Below are 16,756 nucleotides of genomic sequence, written 5' to 3' on the forward strand. Positions count from 1 at the left end.
CGCCAGAGCCGATGGTACTGCGGTAAAACGTGGGAGAGTAGGTCGGTGCCCAATCTTAAATCATGCCCTTGCTGGATTCCAGTCAAGGGCTTTTTTATACAGCATACTTTTTGGTAACCAGTCAACTGGTTTACTTAACCGCCCTTGAATGTTCGTGAACACAGGCTTCATTGCTGAGCATCAGAACTTTATAGTTTTCGCTTAATACTCCAATATTTATAAAACTCGTTTTTTTAAGTCCTATTTTTTACTTGTGGGTATAGGTTTATTTGTAACAAATTTCATACAAATTAAATATATTTTATCTATAGATTTGGTAGTCTTTATGTATTTCGTTATGTTTGTTACGTGAAAGCAAAAATCGAAGTAATGAAAACTTCTTCTCTAAAAAAATCACCAGTATACCTACCTGGTGAAGTGATACAAAATCATTTTCAGCTCTTGATGTTATGCTGTTGTTGTTTGTAAGCCTGAGCTACAATTAATTCCCTATGTAATAAATATTATTTAATTAAATAAGCCTTAAATGGAGCTTTTGAGGGTGAACTATGTAAAAAATATTATAATAATACTATAAATAAATAAAAACCGGCAGGGATGCCCCGCCGGTTAAGATTCCGGAAAGATCAGCTACGTAACGCCAATCACTCACTGACCTTCCATCAAGTTTTACCTAATAATTTACTATTAAATAAAAACCTGTTAAATATATGGAAATATATATCCATGCTAAATCATTTTATAAAAAGCTTATAACGCTACTCATAATTTTTTCTATCCCGGTCATATCTCAGGCGCAAACAGAGCAGCCGCCAACTATCAATTCTCATCTTAATGGTACTGTAATAGATGCAATTACCCGCGAACCCTTACCCGGCGCGGCAGTACTAATTTTAGGTACAACACACTCTGTAGCAACAGATAGGGATGGTAAATTTTCGTTCGTTACAGGGCAAAAATTTCCCTATACTCTGGTTATAACATACATAGGTTATGACAAACAAGAAGTTACAGCTAATGGAAGCCCAATAACTATTCTCTTAAAACAATCTGTAAGGGCACTTAATGATGTTGTTGTTGTGGGTTATGGTACACAGAGCCGTAAATCACTTACCGGATCTGTGTCAACTGTTAGTGCCGATGAGGTAAGGAATAAACCCGTTGCCAGTTTTGATCAGCAATTGCAGGGTAAAGCCGCAGGCGTACAGGTATCAGCAGGTACCGGAATTCCTGGCGATGGTTTGTTTTTCCGTATTCGCGGCAGTACATCTATCAATGCTGGTAACGATCCTTTGTATGTGGTTGACGGCGTTTTTATTAACAACCAGTCATTACAAAAAATAACTACGCAGGGGCAGGCCAATAACCCTTTATCTGATATTAATCCGGCAGATATTGAGAGTATAAGCATATTAAAAGATGCGGATGCTACGGCAATTTATGGAGCGCGTGCAGCTAATGGCGTAGTATTGATCACAACCAAACGCGGCAAATATAATACGGCTCCTAAAGTAAGTTTAAATACCTATTTCGGTTGGGCTACAGCGCCTAAACTTTGGGATTTGGTAACAGGACCGGAGCATGCCGAACTGGTAAATGAATTATACAGAAATACTGAAGCTGATGCTATAGCCGCAGGTAATACAACCGCTGCTAATACTTATAAGTATCAGCCTTTCCGCGCATTAACAGATAATCCTACAGCTTCGCCTGCACCAAGAGGATTACCGCAGGATCAACCTACTTTTGATCGTTTGCATGATGTTTTTCGTACCGGATTTCTTCAAAATTATGATGCGTCAGTATCTGGAGGTAATGATAAAACAAGGTATTACGTAGGAGGTGGCTTCAACAGCCAACAAGCTGATCTGAAAACAAATGATTTTCAGCGCGGCAGTTTTAAATTCAACCTCGATCAAAAAATAAGCAATGTATTTAGTATAGGTACGAGTACGTTACTCTCACAAACGTACCGTACCAACGCCCGTGTGGGTGATGGCCCACAGGGCGGTATTTTGCAAGCTGCCATACACACACCAACTTATTTACCAAAGGTAAATGCAGACGGAACACCGGCAAAATGGGCAGGCTTTGATAACCTTGACGTGTTGATCAATAACACCAATATGCATTCCAAAAGCGATCGGTTGATCAGTAATATTTATGCAGATGCTAATATTACCCCCGATCTGAAATTCCGTACCAGCTGGAGCGTTGACTACAACACTTATAACGAATATCAATACTGGAATAGCTTAACCAATCTTGGAGCTGCTAATCATAATCTGGGAACTTCAAGCATAAGCACCAATTCTATCTGGACAAATGAACAAACACTTACCTATAATAAAGTTTTTGCCGATAAGCACTCTTTTAGTGCATTGGTAGGTAACACCCTGCAGGGGAACGTAAACTCACAAACTTTTGCGCAGGGTACAAACTTCCCGAATGATTCCTTCCAGCAAATCGCTTCCGCTGCAACAACAACTGCTTCATCAACAGAAAATAAGTATAATCTTTCTTCATTCTTTTCAAGGGTGACTTATAACTACGCCGGTAAGTATTTTATAGAAGGTAATTTCCGTGCCGATGCATCTTCCAAATTTGGTAAGGATCACCGATGGGGATACTTCCCATCGGCAGGTGTAGCATGGCAGGCAAAGGAAGAAGACTTCCTGAAAAATGTAAATTTCTTAAGCAATCTTAAAGTACGTGGCAGCATTGGTTTAACAGGTAACCAAAATGGTATCAGCAACTTTGCATCGCGTGGATTGTGGCAGGCAGGCTATAATTATCAGGATAACCCCGGTACGCAGCCTTATCAATTGGCTAATCCTGACTTGAAATGGGAAACTACCAGGCAAATAAACCTGGGTGTAGATGCAGGCTTTTTTAATAACCGCTTAGGCTTTGAGTTTAACGTATATGATAAATATACTACCGGTTTGCTGTTGAATCTGCCTTTACCTCAAAGCTCTGGTTTTGCTACAATTACCAAGAATGCCGGCGAAATGAGTAATAAAGGTTTTGAGTTGGCCATTAACAGTACCAACATCAAGAGTAAGGATTTTACCTGGCAAACAAGTTTCAACATATCGCACAATGCCAATAAAATCGAGAAACTTCCTATTCCTATAGATGCCTCTTATGCGGCTATCCGCATGGTACAGGGTTACTCCATGAATTCCTTTTATGTATATAAACAGCTATATGTTGATCCGCAAACAGGTAATGCTATTTATCAACATGCAGATGGTACCAGCGGGCCTACTGTAACAGCTGCAGATAAGGTGATTGATGGCAATGGCCTGCCTAAGTTTTTTGGTGGTATCAATAACACATTCAATTACAAGGGCTTTGATTTAAGTGTTTTCTTCAATTTTGAAACCGGTAATAAGGTTTATAACAACAATGCTTACTTTTTAGAAGGCGGAGGTACCCGCGATGACAGGCGTGCTATGGATACTTACCAGCTTAAACGCTGGCAAAAACCAGGTGATATTACTGATGTACCCCGTTTAACTGCGCTGGGTTCTAACTATACCTTAAGTCCGGTTAGCCGCTTTATTGAGGACGGATCTTTTTTAAGGCTGAGCAATGTTAACCTGGGTTACACATTACCTAAAGCTGTAGCTGAGCGAATAAAGGCGGCTTCGGTGCGGGTTTACTTCAGTGGTTCAAACTTGTGGTTGTTAACCCACTACAAAGGGCCCGATCCGGAGATCAACGTAACCGCCGATCCTAATGTTCAGGGATATGACCTCGGTACACCTCCTATACCACGTACTCTGCAAATTGGAGCTAATGTCACCTTTTAATTTTTAATCAAAAACAATGAAACGACTCATATATATACTTCCATTTTTTGTGATGCTCACGTCATGCAAAAAATTTCTTGACGTACAACCGCAGCAACAGGTTGATGAATCATTAGCAATAACCGATGCAGGTAGCGCGGGAACAGCCGTTAATGGTTTGTACAACAGCCTGGGTACTGATAACTATTATGGCTCCAACTTTCCGGCTATTTCTTATTTATACGGTAGCGATGTGGTGTGGACAGGCTCACAGGCTGCACCCCAGGAAATTTCGGCACATAAAACAACAGCCTTTAACAGCTACATTGGTTCTGCATGGGGCGCTATCTATAAAACTATATTATCAGCCAATTATATTTTAGAAGCAGTTCCTAAAGTAACCGATCCATTATTCACTACAGCTACTAAGAATCAATATCTTGGCGAGGCTTATGCAGCAAGGGCATTATCATATTTTGACCTGGCACGTGGTTGGGGCGGTGTTCAGCTTATCCTTACACCTACGCATACACCTACGGATCATGCCGGGCTTAAGCGCAGCTCTTTAGCTGATACTTACGCGCAGGTTTTGAAAGATCTTGATGCTGCCGAAGGTTTATTATCTTCAACAACCAACAGGAATAGGTTTACACAAAAAACAGTATGGGCGATTAAGGCCAGATTCTATCTGTACAACAAACAATGGGCCCTGGCCGAGCAATATGCTACAAAGATTATCAGCGATAACGCAAATTATAACCTGCTTAAACCATACAGCGCGTTTTTTGCAAATAATGCAGTGGCCACCGCAGAATCGGTATTTGAGATAGCCTACAGCACTTCATTTAAAAATGGTCATAGTGTTTGGTTTTTACCACCGGCGCTGGGTGGTCGGAGAGAATGGGCGCCTTCAAATACGCTTGTGTCCTTGCTAAATAACCCGGCAATTGGGGGCGGCAGAAGTGCTTTAATTGCACAGACAGTTCCACCGGGAAATTTATGGTATGGTAAATTGTACTATCGCAACCCGATTGGTACCGATCCGGCTTATATCATCCGTGTGGCTGAGGTGTACTTGATCAGGTCTGAAGCCCGTGCACAACAAGGAAACCTGAGCGGCGCTCTTGAAGATCTGAACGCTGTACGTGACCGTTCTGGTGTTGCTCCTACAATCGCGGTTTCGCAGGCAGATATACTTTTAGCGCTTGAGGCGGAAAGACAAGTTGAGTTTCCATTTGAAACCGACCGTTGGTTTAACCTGGTGCGTACCAATCGTGTAGCTGATGTATTGGGTATCACCGATCAAACAAAATATTTATTTCCGATACCGGCAAGCGAATTACTGGCCGACCCAGACCTTACACCTAACCCTGGATATTAATCATCAAATCAAAATCACATGAAAAAGATCGTTAGCTTATTATTTGTCCTTTTTATATTAACCGGGGCCAATGCATTTGCTCAGAATCCGGCAAACCCAGTGGGGCCCGAAAAAGGCTCGTTAGTAATTGTAGGTGGCGGTAATGTTGGCCCCGAGATATGGGCCAAATTTGTAGAGCTCGCAGGCGGCCCAAATGCCAATATTATTTATGTGCCAACAGCCGGGGATGATTCTACCGTTGTAAAAAATGATAAAACCGTAAAAAAACTACAGGAGCTTGGTGTAAAAAGTGTAACCACCTTACATACCCGCGACCCCAAAGTTGCCAATACCGAAAAATTTGTTGAACCTATCCGTACCGCAACAGGGGTTTGGTTTGAAGGTGGCCGTCAATGGAAAATTGCCGATGCTTACCTGGGCACGCTAACTCAAAAAGAGTTTAATGCTTTGCTTAATCGTGGTGGGGTAATTGGAGGCACATCTGCAGGTGCTACCATCCAGGGCTCATATCTTTTCCGTGGCGATACCAAAGGCAATACTATCTTGGTTGGCGATCATATTCAGGGACTGGATTTTATCCATAACGTAGCCATTGATCAGCATATTTTGAAACGCAACCGCCAATTTGATTTGCTGAGCTTCATCAAAACGCGACCCGATCTGCTGGGTATCGGCATTGATGAAAGTACAGCCATTGTGGTTCATCAAAATACTTTTGAAGTGATAGGGGTATCCTATGTGGCTATTTATGATGCCAAAAACTTTACCGGAACAGTTAAAAACCCGGCAGGCGATTCAGGCAACAACGGGCCATTCTTTTACCTTAAAAAAGGCGAAAAGTTTGATCTGCTGAACAGAAAAGCTTTGTTACCGGCTCCGCCATCCACCAAAACCGCAAATAACTAATATTATTTATAGGACTTAAAAAGCCGGGTGACTGAGTGGCTAAGTGTGGGTCTGCAAAACCCTTTACGGCAGTTCGAACCTGCCCCCGGCGTCATCAACCACCAAAGCAAACATTAAAACCATGAACGCATTAAAAGGATCACTACCAAATGATGAATGGAAGGGATACGAAAAGTGGGCTTTCCGTATTTTTGCCATCTATTTCTTTATCCAAGCTGTGCCGCTCGATTGGAAATATTATCGTAACATTTTTTCTATAAACTGGCTGCACCTTCGCTTTAGCAATATTTTCTATATCAGCCGCTACACGCCTCAGCTATTCACCCAACCTTCATCAACCGGATGGGGGATAAGTACTTATACAGATTGGCTGGCTATTTTAGGTATAGCGATCATAGGTGCAGTGATCTGGAGTTATCGCGATAAAAATGTTAAGGAATACGATCGTTTATATTATTGGATAAGGGTTATTGTACGTTATCGCTTAGCCATCGGCATTATAGCTTATGGCTTTATCAAATTTTTTCCGCTGCAATCACCATATCCTTCAATCAGTAACCTGAATACGCATTATGGTGAATTTAGCCGTTGGAAGTTATTTTCATTAAGCCTGGGCATTGTACCCAACTACGAAGCATTTTTAGGTTTAGTTGAGATATTGGCTGGCTCACTGCTGCTTTTTCGTAAAACATCAACCATTGGTGCATTAATGGTGGCCGTGTTCACCGGTAACGTATTTATGTCAAACCTGGCCTATGAAGGTGGTGAGGCTTCTTATAGTTTATACCTGATATCACTTGGTTTATTTTTATTGGCCTTTGATGCCATTCGGTTGTTTGTGCTGATAGGTTTAGAAAAACCGGTTCAGCCCAATCGGTTTAAAATAGTGTTTTCGCAAAGCTGGCAGCGTAACAGGTTGGTTTTAAAAACACTTTTTATCTTCTTTTTTGTGTTTTTATACGGGTATAAAACATGGTCGGCATACAGACATGATATTTATCAATTCCCGCAAACTTCTGGTTTAAAAAATGCTGCGGGTTTGTATGATGTAAGCGAATTTAAGGTCAATAGCTCCACATTGGCTTATTCTGCCACGGATACCAGCCGCTGGAAAAATGTGGTTTTTGAAAAATGGGCTACGCTAAGTATCGGTACCAATAAAGCTTTAAAAATAGATTCGGCTGTAACCGAAGAGATCAACGATAAAGATGCAGATAGAAGCTATGAGGAAGCAGGTTCCATAGGGAGGCAATACTACAGCTATAAGGTAGATGAGGTTAATCACAGGCTGATACTGCAAAATAAAAACCATAACTATCCTGGTGATAAACTGGTGTTAAATTATACCAGGCCCGATAATTCAAAACTGATACTATCAGGTGTTGATGGGCGCGATACGGTGTATGCTGTGTTGAGCAGGATCAACAAAAGGTATTTGCTGGAAGAAGCCGCCAGTGGCCGTAATAAGGCAATTAAACTCTGATAATCACCACTTAAAAGAATTTATCATGTCAACAGAAATTCATTCCGAAGATATAAAAACACAACAGCAGGCGTCCGGCCGGGATCAGGCTGCTGCACCGGTTGTCAATGAGCAGCCGGTGAAAATATGGAAGCCCTATCAAAAAGTACTTTTTCGTATTGCATTTGTATTTTTTGTATTAATGAGCATCCCCATGACCGGCGAGTGGTATAAAAACCTTGTTGGCATTAACTGGCTGCATCTGCATTACCGCGATCTGTATGATATTGCACGTTTTCAGCCATCGTTGGTAAGATTTCAGACTCCTGCCTATTATTTAATGGGTTATGCCGATTGGCTGGCTGTATTGGGCATTGGCATTGTTGGCGGTTTAGTATGGACAGCTATTGACCGTGGCAAAACTAAAAATTACCAAACGCTGTATTACTGGCTAAGGGTAATTGTAAGGTATAGGGCCGGTATAGGCATCATCGGTTTTGGTTTTACCAAGCTGTTTCCTGTGCAATTGCCTTACCCCTCGTTGGGACTGTTAAATACTAACTTTGGTGATCTTACTGCTCAGAAAATCTATTGGTTATCTATAGGTATAGTACCTTGGTACCAGGTGTTTGCGGGTGTGGTTGAGGTGCTGGCGGGAGCACTGTTATTTTTTAGGAAAACCACTTTATTGGGAGCAATACTGCTGTTTGGCGCTTTAGGAGATATTACCTTCGTCAATTTCTCCTATGATGGTGGTGTGCATGTGTACGCGTCATACTTTGTACTATTTGCTGCTTTCTTAATGATTTATGATGTACCTAAATTATATAATCTGCTAATATTAGAGCGATATACCGTATCAAATAATTTTTATCCGGTTATCTCCCAAAAATGGTTAAAATACACCCGTGTTACTTTAAAGGTTGCTACAATCTGGATATTTCTGGTAGTGCTGTTTTATATTCAATACATCAACTTCAAGTATGATCCGTACAAACAGCCGGCTGCAAAAGGAGTGAAGGAGTTAAGGGGAAATTATAATGTAACCACCTTCAAGATCAATAATCAGGAAATCCCTTATTCGCCACTGGATTCTGTAAGATGGAGTGAAGCCACGTTTGAAAACTGGTCGACCCTGACTTTTAAAGTGAACAAACCAGTACCACTTGACTTATCGAACGGAGGCGGTTCGCCTATGCGTGATATTAACCGAACTTTTGAGTTAACCGGTGTGGCAGGAGGCCAACGGGTGTTCTATTACCAGGCAGATACAGTAAATCATGTACTTTATCTGCAGGATAAATACGTAGCGGCTAACAGAAGAAACAAAGGTAAAAGCGCAAAGCAGGAAGCCAAAGGTAAAAAGAGTAAAGGCGATAAAAAAGACTGGATACCTAAGGAAGCACTTGCCCATATCCAGGATGAGTATGCATCTATCGACCCGGTAGCACGCTCAACACGCCGTGAAAGAGGTATTCCAGAAGAACTGAAAGATAAGCGTAAGCGAAACCACATGATACTGAACTATAGTACTACAGATGGTAACCACATTGTTTTAACCGGCGTTAATGAACGCAAGGATTCCATCTATGTTGTACTCGATAAAGTAAACAGGCAATATGCTTTAAAAGATAGTAAATTGCAGGCAGGCAAGTATTAATGCCGCCAATTGATTTAGCCACCAAAATCATCTTATATAAATTATGTCATCCACCAAAAAATTAACCTTACACGAGGATTGGGCCGTTGTTATTCTTGGCTCGCTGATTATTCTGCTAAGTATCGGCGGCCTGATACTATCTGTCCCGGTATTCAGCTGGAGCAATTCAGAACAACTTTTTTCAAATGTTTTTAAAGCAGGAAACCTGGCCAACATTGGCATTCAGTTCCTGTTTGTTTTTGTAATAGCTGCTATCGGGTCTTTGCTGATGGGCAAACCGGTAAAAAACTTCTTAGTAATGTTTCCGGTTGTTTATGTGCTTACCATTTTAGCACTTATTATTGCCGGGAACAAGCAAATAAAATATTATGGTTTAGAAGCGGTAATATTCAGCCTGGTTATAGGCCTACTTATCGGTAACTTTTTTAAACTGCCTGATTGGTTTAAATCGGCCTTATCAACCGAACTTTATGTAAAAATAGGTCTGGTATTGTTGGGCACCAGTGTTATTTTCTCTGATATATTAAAGGCGGGTTCGCTGGGGTTGATACAAGCCTTGTTGGTAGTTACCTCGGTTTGGTACTTTGCCTTTTGGGTATGTAAAAAACTGAAGGTTGATGATGAAATAGCCATGATGATATCAAGCGCGGTATCTATTTGCGGTGTGTCTGCAGCTATTGCAACCGCTGGTGCTATTAAAGGCGATTCTAAAAAACTATCTTACGTAATATCCATGGTGCTTATTACTGCTGTCCCCATGATGATATTCATGCCTATGATTGCTCATTACTTTCACTTTTCGCAAGAGGTAACAGGTGCCTGGCTGGGTGGGAGTATTGATACAACAGGCGCTGTAGTGGCCTCTGGTTCTTTAGTGGGCGAGATTGCTTTGAAAATAAGCACGATAGTTAAGTTCTCTCAAAACGTACTTTTAGGTTTGGCTGCATTTGCCATCTCTATCTATTGGACATACACCAAGCACCCGGCCGGCAGCGACCCTGATAAAAAGCCTACCCTGAAGGTAATCTGGGAGCGTTTTCCAAAATTTGTACTGGGTTTTATAGGGGCATCGTTATTATTCTCCTTCTTTATTTCGGCAGAAACCGGTGCTCATGTTAAGGATAGCCTTAAAAATTTACAGGGCTTATGGTTCGCGCTGGCTTTCACCAGCATTGGGTTAGAAACCAACTTTAAGGAATTATTTGGCGAGAACAGCAAAAAGCCACTGTACGCGTTTTTGATAGCTCAAACCTTTAATATTTTTATTACGCTGGCTATCGCCTTTGTTTTATTCTGATAGTATCAATAAATGCCCCAGCCATTCAACATAACTAATAAATATGCAGCCATTGCTACAGGCTTGCTTATTGTATTGGTGCTTGGGGCCTATAGTTATAATGGAGAAGCAGGGAAACCTGCTTCTCTAACTAATACTGATACCGTCAAATGGCCTGCCAGTTTTGGTTTCGGCAAAACTGCTACACCGCAACAAATTGCCACACAGGATATTGATGTACGCCCCGACGGACTTGGCCTGCCTGTAGGCTCGGGTACTGTAGCACAAGGTAAAGCTATTTATGCTCTTAAATGTATTGCCTGCCATGGCTCTGCCGAAAAAGTTGTTGCGGGAGCTAAATTACCAGCGCCCGTCCTGGTGAGTGATAGCGCATCAAAAGTAAAGGCAATAGGTAATTATTGGCCTTATGCCAGTACGGTATTTGATTATATCCGTCGGTCAATGCCTTATAACTTACCCGGCTCATTAACAAATAATGAGGTATATGACTTAACGGCCTATCTCTTAAATGCGAACAAGATCATTAAGCCAGATGCCGTGCTTAATGCGCAAACACTACCGAAAGTCGTAATGCCTGCTCAAAAATTATTTATTACCGACGACAGAAAGGATGGCCCCGAAATACGCTGATATGGAAAAGACTGAAAAGGATAGTAACCATGATGAGCCGCTTATCAATAAAAAAATAAGCAGGAGATTGTTATTGGGTGGTGCTGCAACTACAGCGATAGTAGCCATGCAATCCTCATTGGGGAAATGGATTCAGGTGGCGGCTCAGCAACCCATCATAAAAGCAGATGATCCAACCAAAAGGATAGGACCGGGGCCCAGTGTTGTGGGTAAACGATCACCTTTTGAGCAGCCGGTTCGTATTAAATCAGATACTTCTTCACGTACGCCGCTACAGGATCTGTATAGTTCGCTCACACCTTCCGATCTGCATTACGAGCGTCATCATGCAGGTGTTCCGTTGATCAACCCGGATAAATACGAATTGCTGATACATGGTATGGTTGATAAACCCATGGTATTTTCACTGAGCGACTTAAAAAGGTTCCCGTCTGTAACACGCACTTGTTTTTTAGAATGTTCAGGTAATTTCAGAACGGGGAAAGAGAACATGACCCCGCAGGAAATATGCGGGCTAACCAGCCAAAGTGAATGGACAGGTGTAATGTTATCTACATTATTTAGGGAGATAGGTGTGCAGCCTAAAGCCACCTGGTTTTTAGCAGAAGGTTCGGATGCCGCTGTCATGACCCGTAGTATTCCGGTTAAAAAAGGTTTTGATGACGCTATGATCGTTTACGCCCAAAATGGCGAGGCCATTCGTCCGGAACAGGGATATCCCGCAAGGTTACTTTTACCTGGCTGGGAGGGTAATACCTGTGTAAAATGGATCAGAAGAATTGAGCTGGCTGATGAACCCTTTATGACCCGTGAGGAAACATCTAAATATACCTACCCGGTTAAAGACAGGATACGGCAGTTTAGCTTTGAAATGGATGCCCGCTCTATTATTACTTATCCCTCATACCCCGGCCATTTAGAACGCGGATGGGTAGAGATAAGGGGTATTGCCTGGACAGGCCGTGGCAAAGTTGTGCGGGTTGAAGTCAGTACAGATGCCGGTAAAACATGGAACCCTGCCCGCTTACAGGAACCTGTTTTGGATAAGGCGCATACTTATTTCAGATATCTATGGCAATGGAATGGTTCCGAAACCGAAATTATGAGCCGTGCCATAGATGAAACAAATTACACTCAACCCACGCTTAGCCAACTGGTTGAAGCACGAGGAGCTGACATTGGTGGTTATCACATGAATCCTATCACCGCCTGGCAGATAAAACAAGATGGCAGGGTTTTATTTAAACCCGAAAGTTGGAAATAAACATTAGATTTAAACAAGGCCCACTAAAGGGTTGTGCCTTAGTTTCCAAACTTTGCCAGTTGCTGTATAGCTTCTTCCCTGGTTTTGTTTTGGAGATACATGATAAACTCTATCGGGCCGCCATCTTTACCACAGCCAAAGCATTTAAAAATATTCTTTTCGGGTGATAACATGAAGGAAGTACCCTGATCGGCGTGAAACGGACAGCGTCCTTTTAAGTTTCTGCGGCTTTCTACCAGTAAAATATATTTTGAGGCGATCTTAAGCAAATCAGCTCCGTTTAAGGAATACGTTTGATCAGTTAGCATAGAATAACAAAACCTGTTTTAGAAGGTCGCAAAAATACATTTTCACTCATTCCGGTTAATAGCCAAAAGGAGAATTGTTGAAAAAAATAATGACCAATAGATACAGACATCTATTGGTCATTAAAACATTTTTATTGATCAGATTACCAGCCTATTCCATAATCTTCACCATGATTACTTGAACCCCCCTGAAAACTGCCATGTTTCCAGTCGAAATAAATGGCATTGATAGGGCCGCTTGTTCTGTCCTCAAAACTTAATTTATACCCCATTTTTTTAAGCTCGTCCCTTACTGGTTCTTTAGTATTGCTGTTTAGTAATATCTGACCTGGTTTGGGTTCACGGTCGGCAGTTTTAGTTCCGCCTAATGAAAGCCATAATTGGTTGGTATTAAAGTTTGGTGCTTCGGTAGCCTTTTGTACGGTCATTCCAAATTCAGTTACGTTTAAAAAGAACTGTATCAGGTTTTGATCCTGCGTGTCGCCGCCCTGTACCGCTGCTGACCAAAGTGGCTTGCCGTCTTTTAAAAATAGTGATGGCGAAAGCGTAACTCTCGGTCTTTTGCCAGGTGCCACAACGTTAAAAGGATTCAATGCCGAATCAAGAACAAAGCTTTGCATACGCTGACTCATCCCTACACCCGTATTACCTGCAATGCAGGCAGGTAACCAACCACCACTCGGAGTAACAGAAACAACCCAACCGTCTTTATCGGCTGCTTCTATTGAAGTAGTACCTCTCCATAAGCGGTCGTGGTAAAGATCTTCAGGAGTATTTACTTTTCCCAAGTCATGTTTGGGGGCAAAGTTCCTTTTAGTGGTATCCATCTCAAAACCTCTTTCCTTTAAAAGTTTTATATAAGGGTTTTGCTTACCCTCAAACGGATAAGGATCACCGGGACCGATGTGCTGGTCATTCTGATCATACTGAATAAGTACCGCTCTTTGTTTAGCATAGGCTTTACTGAGCAATCCTTTTATTGGTTCATTCGGGTTGGCATAAGGATCGCCATAATAAAAATCACGGTCGGCAAAGGAAAGGTTCATAGCCTGGTAAAGTGTATGGATATACTTTGCACTATTATATCCCATGGCTTTGAGGTCAAAATTTTCCAGTATGTTCAAAGCCTGTAACATTACCGGGCCCTGTGTCCATTGCTGTAATTTATAAACATCGATCCCTTTATAATTTATAGTTAATGGTGCTTCTTCAATCGGTTTCCATTTGGCAAGGTCTTGCATGGTGATCAGTCCGCCTTGTTCCTGGCAGCCACGTACAAATTCTTTGGCAATGTCGCCTTTGTAAAAGCAGTCATAGGCAGCAATTAAAGCCTGCTCACGGCTTTTTCCTTTTTTTAGCGCGGCTTTTTCGGCATCAACCATTTTGGTAAGCGTTTGCAAAAGGTCTTTCTGAACAAATATCTCTCCCGCTTCAGGAGCTTCACGTTGCTCACCCAAATGAGTAAGGAATATTTTTTTGCTGTATGGCCATTGTTTCAGCATTGCTTTGCCTCGTTCAATGGTATTGGCAGCCTGCGCCTCAATTGCATAACCTGCTGCCATATGCATGGCTGGTGCAAGCACTTCGCCAAGGCTTTTGGTGCCGTAGTGTATAAGCATATATATAAGTCCGCCCGGTGTGCCGGGTGTTGTTGCAGCTAAAGGCCCGTATTCAGGTGGGAAGTTATAGCCCTTACTTTTAAAAAAGGCTACAGTAGCGCCGGTAGGCGCCACGCCCATTGCATTAATAGCAATTACTTTATGTGTTTTAGGGTTATAAATCAGTGCCTGGGTTTCACCGCCCCAGCTTAAGGTATCCCACATAGTACAGGTAGCGGCAAGCATAGCACACGCAGCATCTACCGCATTGCCTCCCTGCTGAAAGATCATGGCACCGGCTGTTGCTGCCATAGGTTTACCGGTAACAGCCATCCAGTTGCTACCATATATCATGGGTTTTTGAGTTTGCTGTGCCGATGCAGACAAACCCAATACAAATAGAAAAAGCAAGGTGTATAAGTGTTTCATAAACACTAATGTAATAAAATTGAAGCAGGCAATGTTGTAAAATAAGTGTTACCGGGTTTTATGCAATAAAAGCAATTACCACATTGCTTTTATAACAGAAATAGTAAGATATTTATATGTGATTTATAAACCAAACAGTACGGGTTTTTAATGGTTAAACATATAAAATAATTGTTTATGAACTGGCCTGAACTCCGATACCAAGACTTAAAAGATACAGTGGCAACAGTACACCTGTGGACCCAAATTGTAGGCAAGATCAGGCTGGTAAAAATGCCCTGGTTAAACCATTCATGGCATGTTACGCTTTATGTTTCGCCCACGGGCCTAACAACCGGCAGTATTCCTTATGATGGTGGTTTGTTCCAGATTGATTTTGATTTTGTAAGCCATCAGTTAACCATTACTTCAAGTGCCGCGCCAAAGCAGCAAATGAGGCTTTATCAGCGCAGTGTTGCAAGTTTCTATAAAGAGTTACTTGAAAAGCTGGCCATAATGAACATCAATGTTGAAATTTATGCCCGGCCAAATGAAATACCGGTAGCTATCCCGTTTGCAGAGGATGAAACACATTTTATTTATGAACCTGAGCAAATTAACCTTTTTTGGCAGGCCTTAGTTAAAGCCGAAGCTGTTTTTACACTGTTCAGGGCAAAATTTTATGGTAAGTGCAGTCCGGTACATTTCTTTTGGGGAGGTTTTGACTTGGCGGTTACCCGCTTTTCGGGAAGGGAAGCACCCAAGCATCCGGGAGGAGCGCCCAATATGTCGTTAGAGGTGATGCAGGAGGCTTATTCGCATGAGGTAAGCAGCTGTGGCTTTTGGCCGGGCAGCGATAGCTTTCCTCATCCATCCTTTTATTCATACTGTTATCCTACACCTAATAACTTTAAAGATCAGCCGGTAATGCCGGAGCAGGCACAATATAATGAGGCCATTGGAGAGTTTATTCTTACTTATGATGATGTACGTAAGGCTGCCGATCCGGAAAGCTCCCTTTTACAATTTCTGCAATCTACCTATGATGCAGCTGCAAATACAGGGAAATGGCCACGGAAGGCTTTGGAATGTGATCTGTCGGGTCTTGAACCGTAAATAATTTTAATAATGGTAGAAGTTGTTTTAGCAGATCATGTTTGCATGTTAGGCGAAGGGCCGGTTTGGGATGCCGAACGCCACGCTATTTGTTGGATAGATATTTTAAAGGGTGAGATACACGAGTTTAATGTTAACAATGCATCGCTTAAAACCATCAGCAGTAACCAGTTAATTGGTTCGATAGCTATTTGTGAAGATGGCCACTTTTTGGCTGCATTAAAAAATGGATTAGGTACTATCAAAAGGGATACCGGAGAAATCAATATATTTTCTTCCCCCGAAGCGCATTTAACAGAAAACAGGTTTAATGATGGGAAATGCGACCCGGCCGGGCGATTTTGGGTAGGCACTATGTCGCATTTAGAAAAGCCGGATGCCGGGAGTGTATATGTTTTAGATATTGATGGATCAGTGGATAAAAAGATCACCAATACAACTATTTCAAACGGTATGGCCTGGAGTCCGGATGAGCAAACCTTTTATTTTATTGATACCCCTACAAGCCAGGTAATGGCTTACCAATATGATAAGGAAAGCGGCGAAATAAACTCCCCCGAACCTGTTATAACTATATTGCAAGAAGATGGCTACCCGGATGGCATGACCATTGATGAAGATGGTATGCTTTGGATAGCACACTGGAACGGTTGGCAGATATCTCGCTGGAATCCTAAGACCGGAGAAAAGCTACTAAAGCTGCCTTTACCTGTTGCCAATGTAACTTCCTGCACCTTTGGAGGTGATGACCTGAACGATCTGTATATCACTACTGCCCGTAAAGATATTCCGGAAGCCGAGCTACTTAATCAACCTTTGGCTGGAGCACTCTTTGTATGGAAAAACTGTGGTTATAAGGGTATGCCTTTGGTTAAGTTTAGAACTACTCTACAGTAGAACTGTAGCTAAAACTTCTATTAAGCAACAAG

At 42.0% G+C, this 16,756-nt stretch carries 12 protein-coding genes and 1 tRNA gene; 11 read left to right on the forward strand and 2 right to left on the reverse strand.

All coding sequences use genetic code 11. The features are described from left to right. Positions 1-710 precede the first annotated feature (710 nt). The 9 genes from QWZ01_RS04655 to soxC all read left to right on the forward strand — a co-directional run bounded on the left by QWZ01_RS04655 (position 711) and on the right by soxC (position 12,397). Positions 711-3,818: a SusC/RagA family TonB-linked outer membrane protein gene (locus tag QWZ01_RS04655; RefSeq protein WP_290322084.1), complete on the forward strand. Its 3,108-nt coding sequence runs from the start codon at positions 711-713 to the stop codon at positions 3,816-3,818. 16 nt (positions 3,819-3,834) lie between these two features. Next, on the forward strand, positions 3,835-5,178 hold the full coding sequence (locus QWZ01_RS04660) for a RagB/SusD family nutrient uptake outer membrane protein (protein WP_290322085.1): 1,344 nt from the start codon (positions 3,835-3,837) through the stop codon (positions 5,176-5,178). Between the two features lie 18 nt (positions 5,179-5,196). Next, positions 5,197-6,084, forward strand: coding sequence for a cyanophycinase (locus tag QWZ01_RS04665; RefSeq protein WP_290322086.1), 888 nt, complete (start codon positions 5,197-5,199; stop codon positions 6,082-6,084). 21 nt (positions 6,085-6,105) lie between these two features. After that, positions 6,106-6,176: transfer RNA gene (locus QWZ01_RS04670), tRNA-Cys, on the forward strand. A 29-nt stretch (positions 6,177-6,205) separates the two neighbouring features. Further along, complete coding sequence (locus tag QWZ01_RS04675) at positions 6,206-7,567, forward strand: DoxX family protein (RefSeq protein ID WP_290322087.1); 1,362 nt, start codon at positions 6,206-6,208, stop codon at positions 7,565-7,567. A 25-nt stretch (positions 7,568-7,592) separates the two neighbouring features. Further along, on the forward strand, positions 7,593-9,206 hold the full coding sequence (locus QWZ01_RS04680) for a hypothetical protein (protein ID WP_290322088.1): 1,614 nt from the start codon (positions 7,593-7,595) through the stop codon (positions 9,204-9,206). A gap of 43 nt (positions 9,207-9,249) precedes the next feature. Next, positions 9,250-10,503 (forward strand): YeiH family protein, encoded by a 1,254-nt coding sequence (locus QWZ01_RS04685; RefSeq protein ID WP_290322089.1) that lies wholly within the window; start codon positions 9,250-9,252, stop codon positions 10,501-10,503. A gap of 12 nt (positions 10,504-10,515) precedes the next feature. Further along, positions 10,516-11,133: a c-type cytochrome gene (locus QWZ01_RS04690; protein ID WP_290322090.1), complete on the forward strand. Its 618-nt coding sequence runs from the start codon at positions 10,516-10,518 to the stop codon at positions 11,131-11,133. A 1-nt stretch (position 11,134) separates the two neighbouring features. Next, positions 11,135-12,397, forward strand: coding sequence for a sulfite dehydrogenase (gene soxC / locus QWZ01_RS04695; protein WP_290322091.1), 1,263 nt, complete (start codon positions 11,135-11,137; stop codon positions 12,395-12,397). 38 nt (positions 12,398-12,435) lie between these two features. On the opposite strand, the gene QWZ01_RS04700 is transcribed toward soxC, so the two are convergent. Together QWZ01_RS04700 and QWZ01_RS04705 are read right to left on the reverse strand one after the other, a co-directional pair. Continuing rightward, positions 12,436-12,705: a CHC2 zinc finger domain-containing protein gene (locus QWZ01_RS04700; protein WP_290322092.1), complete on the reverse strand. Its 270-nt coding sequence runs from the start codon at positions 12,703-12,705 to the stop codon at positions 12,436-12,438. A 143-nt stretch (positions 12,706-12,848) separates the two neighbouring features. Next, complete coding sequence (locus QWZ01_RS04705; protein WP_290322094.1) at positions 12,849-14,732, reverse strand: gamma-glutamyltransferase family protein; 1,884 nt, start codon at positions 14,730-14,732, stop codon at positions 12,849-12,851. A 177-nt stretch (positions 14,733-14,909) separates the two neighbouring features. On the opposite strand from QWZ01_RS04705, the gene QWZ01_RS04710 reads away from it, so the two are divergent. Beyond that, complete coding sequence (locus tag QWZ01_RS04710; RefSeq protein WP_290322095.1) at positions 14,910-15,827, forward strand: DUF5996 family protein; 918 nt, start codon at positions 14,910-14,912, stop codon at positions 15,825-15,827. Positions 15,828-15,839: 12 nt separating this feature from the next. After that, positions 15,840-16,724: an SMP-30/gluconolactonase/LRE family protein gene (locus QWZ01_RS04715; RefSeq protein WP_290322096.1), complete on the forward strand. Its 885-nt coding sequence runs from the start codon at positions 15,840-15,842 to the stop codon at positions 16,722-16,724. The last annotated feature ends 32 nt before the right edge of the window (positions 16,725-16,756 follow it).

This window comes from Mucilaginibacter aquaedulcis (genome assembly GCF_030409325.1).
Lineage (GTDB): Bacteria > Bacteroidota > Bacteroidia > Sphingobacteriales > Sphingobacteriaceae > Mucilaginibacter > Mucilaginibacter aquaedulcis.